The following is a 13,213-nucleotide window of genomic DNA, read 5'->3' on the forward strand; positions in this document are numbered from 1 at the left end:
TAGTTACGGCCGCGCACGTGAAGCCGCCGTCAGCCCAGCGGGGAGAGATCGAGAAACATGGCCGCATCGGCGGGGGCCACACGGTAGGGCAGCACGCCCAGACAGGGGGCGGCCAGACTCGCACGGAGTGTTGCGACGTTTTCTTCCAGCAGCGGCATCGTCGGCTCGATGATGTTGGCGATCCAGCCGACGAAGCGACAGCCGTCGGCCTCGATCGCCCGTGCGGTGAGACGGGCATGACTGATGCAGCCAAGGCGGACACCGACCACCATCACGACCGGCAGGTCCCAGCGACGGGGAATGTCCTCGGCCGAGATGCCGTCCCCCAGTGGCACCAGCCAGCCGCCGACGCCTTCGACCACCACACGCTCGTAGTCGGCGGTCAGGGACTGAAAGGCCGCGTCCAGCGGCGGCCAGGTGACGGGTCGTCCGCTGCGCAGCGCAGCCAGATGAGGGGCCACGGCCTCCTCGTAGGCGAGCGGGTTGACCAGCGCATACGGGGGCGGGGGCGCGCTGGCGCCGATCAGATCGAGCGCGTCCTGATTACGCAGGCCCTCCTGGCTTCGCGCCGAGCCGCTGGCCACCGGCTTCATGCCGGCGACGCGCTCGCCCGCCTGACGAAAGGCATGAACCAGGGTCTGGGCTCCGTGCGTCTTGCCGATGCCGGTGTCGGTACCGGCGACGAAGAGGTGTCGCGACATGCTGTGACGGCCTTGCGGGGACAGGGTCGTGGCACCATACACGTCTTCTTCCGATCACGAATCCCCTGGATATATCGCCATGTTTGAAGCCAAGGCGCTCGCCACCGACGACAAGGCCACCCTCTACGCCGAGCTGCTGCAGCAGGCGAAGGGGCTGATGCACGGCGAGACGAATACGATCGCCAATGCCGCCAACTTCGCCGCACTGATCTACGACGCCGTACCCGATCTCAACTGGGCCGGGTTCTACCTGTTCGATGGCACCGAGCTGGTCGTCGGCCCGTTCCAGGGCAAGCCCGCCTGCATCCGCATCGCGCTGGGTCGCGGCGTGTGCGGGACGGCCGCGCAGACGCGGCAAACCCAGGTCATCCGTGACGTGCACGACTTCGACGGCCACATCGCCTGCGATGCCGCATCGAATTCGGAGATCGTGGTGCCGCTGGTCAAGGCCGACGGCAGCCTGTTCGGCGTGTGGGACGTGGATAGCCCGTCGGTGGCGCGCTTCGATGGCGAGGATCGTCGCGGGATGGAGGCGCTGTGCGAGGCTTTTATGGCCACCGTCGCCTGATACCTTGATCGCGCGCGGGGCGCGCTCCTACCTGGAGGAGCGCGCCCCGCGCGCGATGTTTTTATAGTTCGTGCGGTCGCGGCGTAGCCAGCAGCTCCATCACCCGCGCCCGCGCTTCCTCGATACCGGTCTTGGCGAGCGACGAGAACATCTGCACGGTCCCCGGCACGTTGTTCTTGCGGAAATCCTTGCGCAGGGTTTCCAGAGCGGCTGACGCCTGGCCGCGTGACAGCTTGTCGGCCTTGGTCATCAGCACGTGGCACGGGAGGTCGGTGGCCGCGCAGAACTCGATCATGGTGCGGTCGAAGTCCTTCAGCTCATGGCGAATGTCCACGATCAGCACGATGCCGCGCAGGCTCCGGCGCATCTTCAGGTAGGCGTCGATCTCGCCACGCCAGTGCTTGCGCATGGCTTCGGGCACCTTGGCGTAGCCGTATCCGGGAAGGTCGACCAGGCGCGCGTCCAGCGGCGACTCGCCCTCGATCTTCAGTGGCGCCAGGTCGAACACCACCATCAGCTGCGTGCGCCCCGGCGTCTTCGACGTGCGGGCCAGGCCGTTGTGCCCGGTCAGCGCGTTGAGGGCGCTCGATTTGCCGGCGTTGGAGCGACCGGCGAACGCCACTTCGGCGCCCTGGTCATAGGGCAGCTGGGTGATTTCATTCGCGGCCAGGACGAAGCGGGCGCTGTTGAGGGGGTTCGAAGACATGTTCGGCGGGCCGGGGAGCGTATACGACAGTCCGGCAGTGTATGCGATACCGCGCGGAGCCGCGCGCCGCACCGGTTTGACCGGGCTCTCTCCCGCCCCCCATAATCTTTTGATCGCGGCGCGCTGGGGAGTTCGCCCGACTCGGAAGCATCCCTCCTGGAGATAGCTATGAAGTTTCGGCACGCCGCCGCTGCCATTACCGCGATGCTCGTCATGAATCTCGCCACGGCTCAGACCGCGGCACCCGCCAGGGCAGGCACCGCCCCGGCGGCGGCAGGCACCGCCGCGACACCGGGCGCGAATCCGGCGACCGACCCGGCGACACCGGGGATGCCGAAAACCGAAACCAGCGTCGCGCCCGTCGGCGGCACCACCGCCGCGATCAAGCCCGGTGACGCCACCGCCGGTCAGGGCAAGGCCGCTGCCTGCGGCGCCTGCCACGGCCTCGACGGCAACTCCACCGATCCGCAGTACCCGCGTCTGGCCGGACAAAGCGAGCAGTACATCGCCGCGCAGCTGGCCGACTTCAAGTCGGGCAAGCGCTCCAATCCGATCATGGCTGGCTTTGCCGCGCCACTGAGCGAACAGGACATGCACGACATCGGCGCCTACTTCGCCACCAAGGCGTCGCTGCCGGGCGTGGCCGATCAGGCCTATGTCGATCAGGGCCAGAAGCTCTATCGCCAGGGCGATGTCGAGCGCGGCATTCCCGCCTGCATGGCCTGCCATGGGCCGGACGGCGGCGGCAACCCGGGCGCGCGCTACCCGCAGCTGACCAGTCAGCACGCGAAGTACGTTGAGTCGCGGCTCAAGGCCTGGCACGAGGGCGGCACGCCCAACGACGACCCGCACACGAAGATCATGGTGACCATCGCGCAGAAGCTCGACGACAAGGATATCGCCGCCGTCGCCAGCTATATCGAGGGTCTGCACACGAACGAGGCGACGCAGGCCGCACCCGCGACGCCCTGATGGCGTTAAAGTTGGAAGATCGAACGGGCCCCTTCGGGCCCGTTCTCGTTTAAGAAGGTAAGAAAAGGAACCCCGATGCGTATGCGCCTTCCCCTCCTCTGCGCCGCCCTGATCGGCCTCGCGGCCTGCAGCTCCGGCAACAACGATGCGGCCACCGCGCCGCCACCCGCCGCCGCTTCCACCGCCGCGCCGGCTCCGGCCGCCGCGCCGGCCACGCCGTCCACCGCCAGCGCGCCTGCCGCCACGGATGCCACCGCTTCGGCCGCCCCGGTCGCCGCGCCCAGCGACGCCGACGACAAGCGCCCGCCGGCCAAGCCCTTCGTCGACGACGGCAAGTGGGTCGAAGGTAAGCACTACTTCCGCATCGATCCGTCGCAGCCCACCAGCACCCCGGGCAAGATCGAAGTCACCGAGGTGTTTTCGTACGGCTGCCCGGCCTGCTTCCAGTTCCACGGCATCGTCGACCAGCTGGTCAAGGACCTGCCGCGCGGCACGGTCATGACCTTCACGCCCGCCTCGTTCCGCCCGGATGAGAACTGGCCGCTGCTGCAGCGCGCCTATCTCACCGCGCAGGCCTTCGGCGTCGACAAGCAGAGCCACGACGCCATGTTCGACGCCGTCTTCAAGAGCGGCGAGCTGGGCATCATGGATCAGCAGACCAACAAGCCGAAGCCGCAGTCGGCATGGCCGACCATCGACGACGTCGCAAAGTTTTACGCGAAGTACGGCGTCAAGCCGGAAGAGTTCGTGGCCACGGCCAACTCCTTCACGATCAACACCAAGATGAAGCGGGCGGATGAACTGATCCGCGCCTACGAGGTCGATAGCACGCCGACCATCGTAGTGAACGGCAAGTACCGCTTCACGGCGATCACGGCCGGTGGCTATCCCCAGGCGATAGAGCTCGCACAATGGCTCATCAGCAAGGAAGCCGCGGGTAAGTAACCGCGTTCTCGACCTCTCACGGAGATATCCATGTTCAAGCGTCTCTCGCTCCTTTTCGTCGGCCTCGCGCTCACCGCCGCGTGCAGCGCCAAGCCGGCCGAAGGTGCGCCTCCCTATACCGAAGGCCAGCAGTACGTGGCCACCACCACCCCGCAGCGCCTGGATCCGAAGGACGGCAAGGTGGAAGTGGTCGAGGTGTTCTCGTACGGCTGCATCCATTGCGCCCATTACGAGCCGTACGCCGAAACCCTGCAGAAGAAGTTGCCCAAGGGCGTGACGTTCCGCGTCATTCCGGCGGCATTCAACGATGCATGGCTGCCGTACGCTCAGGCTTACTACGCGGCCAAACAGCTTGGCGTGGCCGAGAAGGCCCATGCCGCACTGTTCAAGGCGATCCATACCGACCACTACCCGATCGCCACGATCGACGAGCTGGCCGACTGGTACGCGAAGAACTACGGTGTCGACAAGGCTAGGTTCCTGCAGCTGGCGACCAAGGACGATGCCATCCGTCAGCGGATCCTCGCCGACGGCAAGCTGATTCAGAACTGGGGCATCGACGGCACACCCACCGTCGTGGTCGACGGCAAGTATCGCAGCGCGCAGATCAAGGACTTCGACGAGCTCAACGGCGTCGTCAGTTACCTGGTCGACAAGGAACTGAAGGGCGGCAAGTAAGCCCTGACGATCGCCTGCCCTCCGTTCACACGACGGAGGGCATTCTCTGGCGTTATCGCCAGACGAGACCCGACAAAGCCCCTCACATGACCCGCTTCACGCCGCCATCCATCCTCGCTCCGGAGCGCACCCTGCGCCTTCTGAGCTGCAACATCCTCGCCGGCGCGAGCGTCCAGCGGTACACGGACTACGTCACGCGCAGCGTGAACGCCGTCCTTCCGGGCCGCTCGAAGCTGGCAAACCTGGACTCGCTCGCCGAGCTCCTTCACGAATTCGATGTGGTCGGTTTGCAGGAAGCCGATGCCGGCAGCCTGCGCTCCGGCTTCCTCAACCAGACCCGTTACATCGCCGAGGCCGCCGGCATGCCGTTCTGGAGCCATCAGCCCAATCGGCCCATGGCCCGCGTGGCGCATTCCGCCAACGGCCTGCTCAGCCGCATCGAGCCCACCGAAGTCATCGACTACCCGCTGCCCGGCCGCATCAAGGGCCGGGGCGCGCTGTTCGTGCGTTTCGGCACGGGGGCCGATGCTCTGGTGGTGGTCATCGCCCACCTGTCTCTGGGCGCCGCGGCACGCATGGGACAGCTGGGTTTCATCGCGGAATTGCTCGCGCCCTATCCGCATGCGGTACTGATGGGCGACCTCAACACCGAGCCCACCTCACCCGAGATGCAGCGCCTGTTCGAGAAGACCGCCCTGCAGATGCCGACGATCAGCACACCGACGTTTCCCAGCTGGAAACCGCGCCGTGCGCTCGACCACATCCTCACGTCGGCCGACATCAAGCTCGAGCGCACGTGGACATTGCCGCGGGCGTTCTCCGATCATCTGCCGCTCGCCGCCGAAATTCGCCTGCCGCTCGCGCTAGCCGAAGCCGCTGGCGCCGCCACCCCCTGAGGTAAGTCGTCCATGAAATCGAGCCTGCGCGCCGCCCTGCCCTGGGCCGTCATCGTTATCGTCGCGTTCGCCGCCACCGTGCTGCGTTACGGCTTTATCGAGCCGGCCGATGCGGCGCATGCCTGCGACGGCGCGGGCGGTCCGTGGTGGTGCGGCACGCGCAACCTCATCGTGCAGGGCTTCCTGACCTACGCCTACGGTTACGCGGCGGTGTTGATGGCGCTGGTAGCGCTGTTCTGGCGTAGCACCGTGTCGGCGGTGCTGGCGGCGTCGCTGGGCGTGATCGCGCTGCAGCTGTATTGCTACGAGGGCGGCGCGGTGGCGCTGCTGATCGGCTCGCTGCGACTGGTACGTGCGCAGTTCGGTGGAGCGGAGCCCGCGGCGGCCTGACTAAAGCCGCCGTGCCCGCCGCCAGGCCGTCAGCACCGGCCACGCCAGCGCCAGATTGAGCAGCAGCCAACCCCAGGAGACCGCGTTGACACCGGTTTCCTCGACGACGACCGCGATACCCAGCAGCGGAATCCACACCGCCATCAAGCGCTCCTCGACCAGCGGCATCAGGCTGTCCTCGCGCGTGCGCAGCAGCCCCAGCAGGAAGAACCCGATGCAAGGCAGCGCGAACAGGCCGATCGGGAAATCGCGATAGCGACCGTTGAAGACCTGCAGAATCCCGTAAAGCGTCAGTACGAACATCCAGAAGAAACGCTGCGGCGTAAACGCGTCCGACCACGCGATACCCAAGCGACGGCGCTCGACCGGACGCGGTGCGACCGCCGCCAGATCGATCGGCGATGCCAGACGCGCGGCGATCGCACGAGCCAGCGACAGCGCCGTCGCCAGTGCGACGACTCCGATGATGATGCCGGTAGCCCATTCGACGTTGTCACGCGCGGCGAAGGACAGGAGCCGCGCGTGCGCCGCCAACGCCGTGCCCGAGGCAAAACCGGCGAGCGCCAGCGACACCCAGCCCGACGCGCCGTGCCAGCGACGGCGAATGGCGCCCGCAAGCAGGAACAGCAGCGCACCGACGCCGCCGATGCCGAGTGCCCAGGTCCAGCGCGGCTCTTCGACGATCGGGCCCTGCATGGCGAACTTCGGCTTCGCATCCACGTCGAAGATGCCCCAGTAGCCGCCGACCGTGCCTTCCAGGTCGCGCTTCCACGGCTGATCGAAGGCCTCGATCACGTTGTAGGGCATGTCGACCGTGGCGGCGTAGTTGAGGAACTCGCGCATGTAGCGCGCCTCGTTGACCAGGCTCGCACTTGCGTGCCGGCGCGTACGGCCCTGGCTGGGCCAGCCCGTCTCGCCGATCATGATCTGCTTGCCCGGGAACTCGCCCTTCATCTTCTGGTAGACGTCGGCCACATGGCGCACGGCGTCTTCCGGAGCGACGGGCTCGTCTTCCCAGTAGGGGAGAATGTGAATCGTGAGGTAGTCCGTAACCTTGGCCAGTGCCGGGTGCTTCTGCCAGAACTCCCACACGTCAGCGTAGGTGACTGGTACGTCGGTCGCTTCGTTGACGCGGGCGATGTAGGCCGCGAGCGCCTTTTCCGACAACTCGCCCCGGAGAAGCACCTCGTTACCGACGACGATGCCCCGCAGACTGTCGTGATCCCGACGCGCGGCCTCGATGCCCAGCTTGATCTCGCGCTCGTTGGCGACGGGGTCGCGCCCCAGCCAGATGCCCATCAACACCTTCATGTGGTATCGGCCGGCGATGTCAGGCACGGCGCCCAGTCCCTGCCCCATGGAATACGTGCGCACGCAGTCGAAACGCGTGGACAGCGCCTTGAGGTCGGCATCGATCCGCTCGGGCGGGATAAACGCGTTGAGGTCGAACGGCGTCTCGCCCTTGAGCCGGAAGGGCGCGTAGGACACGCAGGCGATCTTCGCCGTCGGCGAATCCGGCAGGGCGATCGGGCGGCCCAGCACAAACCAGTAGCCAGCGCCGAAGACGGCGGCGGCGGCGAGCACGAGCCATGCGAGCGGTCGCGCGAATCGCGCGTAAGGAAGATGGGGCGGCATGCCGTTCCAGTTCGAGAGCGTAAAGGGGGAAGCCGGACAAGCTTAACGGGCTGGGCCCGCGAGGGCGATTGCCGCTGCATTGGCTGCGTTCATCAAGCCTGCGCACACGCTTCCCTTACAATGATGCGGTACGTACACGTGAAGGAATCCCGATGGTCTCCGCCCCGGCAACGCGACGCGCCGCCCGTTCCATTCGCCTCCTGGCCGGCCTCGCCCTTGCCGCCTGCGGCCTCGCCGGTAGCCTCCGGGCCTCGGCGGAAGGTTCCGACGCGGAGCGCACGCGCTTCCGCCAGGCCTACGCGATGGCCCAGCAGGGCGGCGATGCATGGCGTGCCCAGGCCGCCGGACTCGAACACTACGTGCTTTTCCCGTATCTGGAAGCCGCGTCGCTGGAGCATGATCTGCGGACGCTCGATCGCGCCCGGGTCGATGCGTACCTCGCCGCCAACCCCGGCCTCATCCCTGCCGCCGACCTGCGCCGCGACTTCCTCAACGAGCTGGCGCGCCGTAAGGACTGGGTGACTTTCACCGCGATGTACCAGCCCGGTCTCGGGGACGGACTGAGTTGTTTCGCCCTGCAGGCCAAGCTGTCGCGCGGCCAGCCGCTCGTCTTCGAGACCGACCTGGCCGACCTGTGGAAGAAGGCCAGCCTGCCGAACGCGTGCGATCCGGTGCTGAGCGCGGCGCATGACCAGGGCCTGCTGACGCCCGATCGCCTGTGGACGCGGATCCAGACCGCCGCCGATGCGGGCAAGGGCGGCACGGTGGCCGGACTCGCCGCCTGGCTTCCGCCCGAGGATGCCGCTGCGGGCCAGCGCATCGCACAAGCCCTCAACGACCCGACCAGCGCGCTGCGTGACGCGGCCACCTGGCCGGATACGCCGCGCCATCGTCAGGCCGTGACGCTCGCCCTGCAGCGCATGGCCCGCAAGCAGTCGACCGTGGCCGACAGCGCATGGACCTCGCTGGCGCCGCGCTTCTCACTGAGCGAGCAGCAGAAGGGCGCCGTCCTCAACGCCCTCGCCCTCTTCCACGCGACCGATTTCGACGAGTCGGCGCTCGATCGCCTGGTCGCGCTGCCGCCGGGTGCGCAGACCGACGCGACTCGCGAGTGGCGCGTGCGCGTCGCATTGGCCCGACAGGACTGGCCGGCGGCACTCGCCGCCATCGACGCGCTCGCGCCTGCGCAGAAAGACGACGGCGAATGGCGTTATTTCCGTGCGCTGGTGCTCGCAAAGCTCGGACGCCAGGGCGAGGCGAAGGCCATCTACCAGAACGTCGCACAGGAGGCGACGTACTTCGGATTCCTGGCCGCCGACCGGATCGATGCCTCGTACGCCATCTGCCCCGCGACGATGGCCACCGATGAGCGTCGTGAGGCCGCGTTGCTGACGGAGCCCGGCGTCGACCGCGCTTTCGAGCTCTACTCGGTCGGCCTGCAGAAGTACGCACGTCGTGAATGGACGGCCGCGCTGGCAGGGCGGGACGCCGACACCCAACGGCTCGCCGCCGACCTCGCCTTCCGCAAAGGCTGGTACGACCGTGGCGTCTTCGGCCTGTCGTCGGGCGAGTCCCTGCGCTTGTACGAACAGCGCTTCCCGCTGGCACGCCAGGATGGTGTGGTCGAACAGGCCAGCCAGGCCGGCATCGAAGCACCCTGGGCCTACGCCATCATCCGCGCCGAGAGCGCATGGATGACGGACGCCCGTTCCGGCGCCGACGCGCGAGGGCTGATGCAGCTGTTGCCCGGCACCGCGTCTCTCGTCGCCAGGCGTAACGGGCTTGCGTGGAGCGGCGGCGACAGCCTCTACGAACCGACGACCAACATCATTCTCGGCACGCGTTATCTCTCGCAGATGGCCGCCCGCTACAACGGGGCGCCCTGGCTGGCGAGCGCCGCCTACAACGCCGGCCCGAACAAGGTCGACCAGTGGGTGAGCGCCCGTGGCTCGCTGGACCCCGACCTCTTCGTCGCGAGCATCCCCTACAAGGAGACGCGCGAATATGTCGCACGCGTGATGGCCTTCGCCGTGATCTACGATTGGCGGCTGACGGGTAATGCGCTGCCAATCGGGTCGCGCATGACACGGATCGGCAGCACCTATGCCCTGCCTGCCCCTGGCGCCGTACGTAAACCGGTCTCCTGTCCGGCGCCTTCGGTCGCCAGACCCGCACCACCCACGGCGCCGGCTGTCACCCAGCCGGCGCCCGCCGAGGCGACTTCCGCTCCGGCCCCACAGGAACCCCAGAGCTGACTCGCTTGGCGTCGGGCGCCAAGCGGCCTAGGCTGAACTCATGAACGCTCAACGCATTGTCATCCTCGGCGGCACCGGCTTTGTCGGCGGCACGCTCGTACCCCGGCTTGCCGCCGACGGACACTCGCTTCTGTTGCTGTCACGCAACCGGGAGAACCGCCGGCATAGCGCGGTGGGTCGGCAGGTCACCACTGTCAGCGCCGATGTCTACGATCCCGCCGTCCTGCGCAGGCACATCGCGGGAGCGGATGCCGTCATCAACCTGGTGGGCATCCTCAGCGAAAGCGGTCGTCAGACCTTCCAGCGGGCGCACGTCGAGCTGACCCGCCTGATCATCGAGGCCTGTCAGGCCACGGGTGTCCATCGTCTGCATCAGATGAGTTCACTCAAGGCCGGCCAGGGGCTGTCCAGATACCTGCGTTCGCGCGGTGAGGCGGAGGCCCTGGTCAAGGCGTCGACGCTCGACTGGACCATCTACCAGCCCAGCACGATTTTCGGCCCGGGCGACGGACTCGTCACACGCTTCGACAAGCTGCTGCGCGTCGCGCCCGTGATGCCGTTGCCGCGCCCGCAGGCGAAGATGGCGCCCGTCTACGTAGGCGATGTGGCGGAAGCCATCGCCCGCTCGGTCGCCAACCCGGCGATCGGCGCCTTGCGCACGTTCGAACTGTACGGGCCCGAGACCTTGACGCTGATCGACATCGTGCGTGCCATCCGCGATGCGCGTGGCCTCCGCCGTGTCGTCATCCCCATGCCCGACAGCCTCGGCCGCCTGCAGGCGGAGTTCGCGCAGTTCGTGCCGGGCAAGCCGTTCACGCCGGATAATTTTCTCTCGCTGCGTACGGATTCCGTCGGCAAGGTCGACGGCCTCGCGCAGCTCGGCATCGCGCCCCAGTCCTTTTCCGCCTGGTTGCCGCGTCTGCTCGGCCAGCCCGTTCGTCAGCGCCGCCTGGATGAAGCGCGCACCAAACGTCGGCCCTGAACGATCTTATGGATATCTACCTCGTCGGCGGCGCCGTCCGCGATCAGCTGCTGGGCCGTCCGGTCGTGGATCGCGACTGGGTGGTTGTCGGTGCCACGCCCGAAGCCATGCTCGCCGCTGGCTATAAGGCCGTCGGCAAGGACTTCCCCGTCTTCCTGCACGGAGAAACGAAAGAGGAATACGCCCTCGCTCGCACCGAGCGAAAGACGGGTCGCGGATATCACGGGTTCGCGTTTCACGCCGATCCGTCCGTCACGGTGGAGCAGGACCTCGAGCGCCGCGACCTGACCATCAACGCCATCGCCCAGCACGAGGACGGCACACTGGTGGACCCGTTCGGTGGCGTAGGCGACATCGAGACACGTACGTTGCGTCATGTATCGGATGCCTTCGCCGAAGATCCGGTCCGCCTGCTGCGCGTCGCGCGCTTCGCCGCACGTTACGCTCCGCTGGGCTTCACCGTAGCGGAGGACACCATGGCGCTGATGCGACGCATGGTCGACGACGGTGAAATCAACCATCTCGTTCCCGAGCGCGTATGGGCCGAGACCCGCAAGGCACTCGCCGAACCGGCGCCGTCGGTCTTCGTGCGTGTACTTCGCGAGAGCGGCGCGTTGCGCGTGCTGTTCCCGGAAGTGGACGCGCTGTACGGCGTACCGCAACGTCCCGAATACCACCCGGAAGTCGACACGGGCATCCACATCGAAATGGTGCTGGATGCCGCGGCCGCGCTCGCGCCCGGCGACGCTCTGGTCGGCTTCTGCGCCCTCACTCACGACCTCGGCAAGGCGCTGACACCGGCGGACGTCCTGCCTCGCCACATCATGCATGAGCAGCGCGGCATCGAGCCCGTGCGCGAGATCTCCGCGCGACTCAAAGTGCCCGCGGAATACGCCTTCATGGCGGAGATGGTCTGCAAACACCACCTCAACGCACACATGGCGCTCGAGCTGAAGCCGACCACGATCCTTCGCCTGCTCGAAGCACTCGGCGCGCTACGCCGACCGGAACGGCTCGAGACTTTTCTCCTTGCCTGCATGGCCGACAAGCGCGGCCGCGGCGGCAACACTGGCGCTCCCTACCCGCAAGCCGACTTCCTGCGCGCCTGTCGCCAGGCCGCCGCGGCCGTTACCTCACAACCCTTCGTCGAAAAAGGCCTGCAAGGCCCGGCGATCGGCGAGGCCATGAAAAAAGCCCAGGCATCAGCCATCGCGTCGGTGCCTAAGCCTTAAAGCCGAGCCCCCTGATCCGCCGCCAACACCGCAACCGGCAACGCCGCCGGATCCACGCCCTTGGCGAACATCATCACCTGAAACCGCTCCCCCATCTGATCGGGCAGGGTCAGCTTCTTCACTTCCTGCGACAGACGAAAGCGCGCCGCCTCATCGCTGAGCCGCAGGTAATCGTCCTCGAAGAACTCCTGCATCCCCGCCGCGATCAGAAACTGCGCCTGAGGAAGATACGCGGCGACACCGAACCCGGCGTTATTTCCCGCCTCCGCAAGCGCCGTGAAGTCGACCGACGCCGTCAGATCCTGCAGTCCCGGAAGAAAGAACGCGTCGCCATGCGCACGATGCCGATAAAACGCACGCAACGTCCCGTCGGTGCGCTCAGGCAGGTAGTACTCATTGCGGGTGTAGCCGTAGTCGGCGAACACCATCGCGCCACGGCGCAACGTGCCCGCCACCGCCTGCATCCAGTACGGCAGCTGCGGAAGAATCTCCGTCCGGTAACCCGCGTCGAATTCGCGTCCGAGGTCACGCTCCACGTGACGGACGGCGCCGCCGACAAGCGCATCCGCCGGACGATCGCTGCGCATGAAGCGGCCATCGCCGTCGAGGATCACGTATTCCTCGTAGATTTCTCCGTCGCGCGCGGTAAACCGCGTCGTCGGCAGCGCATCGATCACCTCGTTGGCGAAGATCACGCCGTCCCACTCCTCCTCCAGCGGACCGTCGAGCCATACGGCACGTGCCGCAAGCCCCGCGGGAAGGTTCGCATGTAGTCGTTCGCGCTGACGCTCACGCAGGTCGGCGCTGGGTTCCAGGATCATGAAGCGGCGTGGCACAACACCCGCTGCCTCGAGCGCCAGCAGGGCCGCCTCGGCGAACGCGCCGCTGCCACCACCGATCTCGAGAAAATCCGCCTCGGGGCCGAGCGACGCCAGCACCGGCTCGAACGCGCGCACGACGCAACGGGCGAACAAGGTCCCCAGTTCCGGTGCGGTGACGAAGTCGCCGTCCGCGCCGAACTTGGTCTTGCCGGCGCTGTAATAACCGAGGCCAGGGGCGTAAAGGCAGCGCTCCATGAAACGAGAGAACGGCATCGGCCCGTGGGCCGCGATCTCCTCGCGCAGGAGGCTGATCAGATGCTCGGAATGAGCGCGCTCGTCGGCGCTGGGTTCGGGAAGCCGGGTATTCATGCCTTCAGGATAATCGAAGGCACGGTCCCGTTGCAGCGGAGCGCTTCCCGGGGATGCGAAGCC

Annotated in this window: 13 protein-coding genes; 9 read left to right on the forward strand and 4 right to left on the reverse strand. The window is 67.1% G+C overall.

What is annotated here, in order from left to right:
* Window positions 1-29 precede the first annotated feature (29 nt).
* Entirely contained in the window at window positions 30-701 is a 672-nt protein-coding gene (bioD, locus tag BLT40_RS15755; protein ID WP_090354964.1) for a dethiobiotin synthase, read from the reverse strand.
* 79 nt (window positions 702-780) lie between these two features.
* Between bioD and BLT40_RS15760 the strand changes: the two genes are divergently transcribed.
* Window positions 781-1,269 (forward strand): GAF domain-containing protein, encoded by a 489-nt coding sequence (locus BLT40_RS15760; RefSeq protein ID WP_090354784.1) that lies wholly within the window; start codon window positions 781-783, stop codon window positions 1,267-1,269.
* Between the two features lie 61 nt (window positions 1,270-1,330).
* On the opposite strand, the gene yihA is transcribed toward BLT40_RS15760, so the two are convergent.
* Window positions 1,331-1,975, reverse strand: a complete 645-nt coding sequence (gene yihA / locus BLT40_RS15765) for a ribosome biogenesis GTP-binding protein YihA/YsxC (RefSeq protein WP_090354788.1) — start codon at window positions 1,973-1,975, stop codon at window positions 1,331-1,333.
* Between the two features lie 330 nt (window positions 1,976-2,305).
* Here yihA and BLT40_RS15770 point away from each other — a divergent pair, with 330 nt between their 5' ends.
* From BLT40_RS15770 to BLT40_RS15790, 5 genes are all read left to right on the forward strand, one after another.
* A complete protein-coding gene (locus BLT40_RS15770) occupies window positions 2,306-2,947 on the forward strand; it encodes a c-type cytochrome (protein WP_255364043.1) in 642 nt (213 codons plus the stop codon).
* Between the two features lie 81 nt (window positions 2,948-3,028).
* Entirely contained in the window at window positions 3,029-3,892 is an 864-nt protein-coding gene (locus BLT40_RS15775; protein ID WP_255364036.1) for a thiol:disulfide interchange protein DsbA/DsbL, read from the forward strand.
* Between the two features lie 30 nt (window positions 3,893-3,922).
* Window positions 3,923-4,570 carry a thiol:disulfide interchange protein DsbA/DsbL gene (locus BLT40_RS15780; RefSeq protein ID WP_036116366.1) on the forward strand — a complete coding sequence of 216 codons (648 nt, stop codon included), beginning with the start codon at window positions 3,923-3,925 and terminating at the stop codon, window positions 4,568-4,570.
* A gap of 86 nt (window positions 4,571-4,656) precedes the next feature.
* Window positions 4,657-5,466, forward strand: coding sequence for an endonuclease/exonuclease/phosphatase family protein (locus tag BLT40_RS15785; protein ID WP_036116368.1), 810 nt, complete (start codon window positions 4,657-4,659; stop codon window positions 5,464-5,466).
* Between the two features lie 12 nt (window positions 5,467-5,478).
* Window positions 5,479-5,856, forward strand: coding sequence for a hypothetical protein (locus BLT40_RS15790; RefSeq protein WP_090354793.1), 378 nt, complete (start codon window positions 5,479-5,481; stop codon window positions 5,854-5,856).
* Here the strand turns inward: BLT40_RS15790 and BLT40_RS15795 are convergent, their stop codons facing one another.
* Window positions 5,857-7,491 carry a glycoside hydrolase family 17 protein gene (locus BLT40_RS15795; RefSeq protein ID WP_090354796.1) on the reverse strand — a complete coding sequence of 545 codons (1,635 nt, stop codon included), beginning with the start codon at window positions 7,489-7,491 and terminating at the stop codon, window positions 5,857-5,859. It lies immediately after the preceding gene.
* Window positions 7,492-7,643: 152 nt separating this feature from the next.
* On the opposite strand from BLT40_RS15795, the gene BLT40_RS15800 reads away from it, so the two are divergent.
* Genes BLT40_RS15800 through BLT40_RS15810 form a run of 3 tightly spaced genes read left to right on the forward strand, consistent with a single transcriptional unit; the run spans window position 7,644 to window position 11,960 of the window.
* On the forward strand, window positions 7,644-9,746 hold the full coding sequence (locus BLT40_RS15800; RefSeq protein WP_090354799.1) for a transglycosylase SLT domain-containing protein: 2,103 nt from the start codon (window positions 7,644-7,646) through the stop codon (window positions 9,744-9,746).
* A 40-nt stretch (window positions 9,747-9,786) separates the two neighbouring features.
* Window positions 9,787-10,728, forward strand: a complete 942-nt coding sequence (locus BLT40_RS15805; protein WP_090354801.1) for a complex I NDUFA9 subunit family protein — start codon at window positions 9,787-9,789, stop codon at window positions 10,726-10,728.
* An 8-nt stretch (window positions 10,729-10,736) separates the two neighbouring features.
* Window positions 10,737-11,960 (forward strand): multifunctional CCA addition/repair protein, encoded by a 1,224-nt coding sequence (locus tag BLT40_RS15810; RefSeq protein WP_090354804.1) that lies wholly within the window; start codon window positions 10,737-10,739, stop codon window positions 11,958-11,960.
* Here the strand turns inward: BLT40_RS15810 and BLT40_RS15815 are convergent.
* On the reverse strand, window positions 11,957-13,150 hold the full coding sequence (locus BLT40_RS15815; RefSeq protein ID WP_090354806.1) for a class I SAM-dependent methyltransferase: 1,194 nt from the start codon (window positions 13,148-13,150) through the stop codon (window positions 11,957-11,959). The two genes, BLT40_RS15810 and BLT40_RS15815, sit on opposite strands and share 4 nt — an antisense overlap.
* Between the last annotated feature and the right edge of the window lie 63 nt (window positions 13,151-13,213).

It is taken from the genome of Dyella sp. 333MFSha, assembly GCF_900102405.1.
Lineage (GTDB): Bacteria > Pseudomonadota > Gammaproteobacteria > Xanthomonadales > Rhodanobacteraceae > Luteibacter > Luteibacter mycovicinus.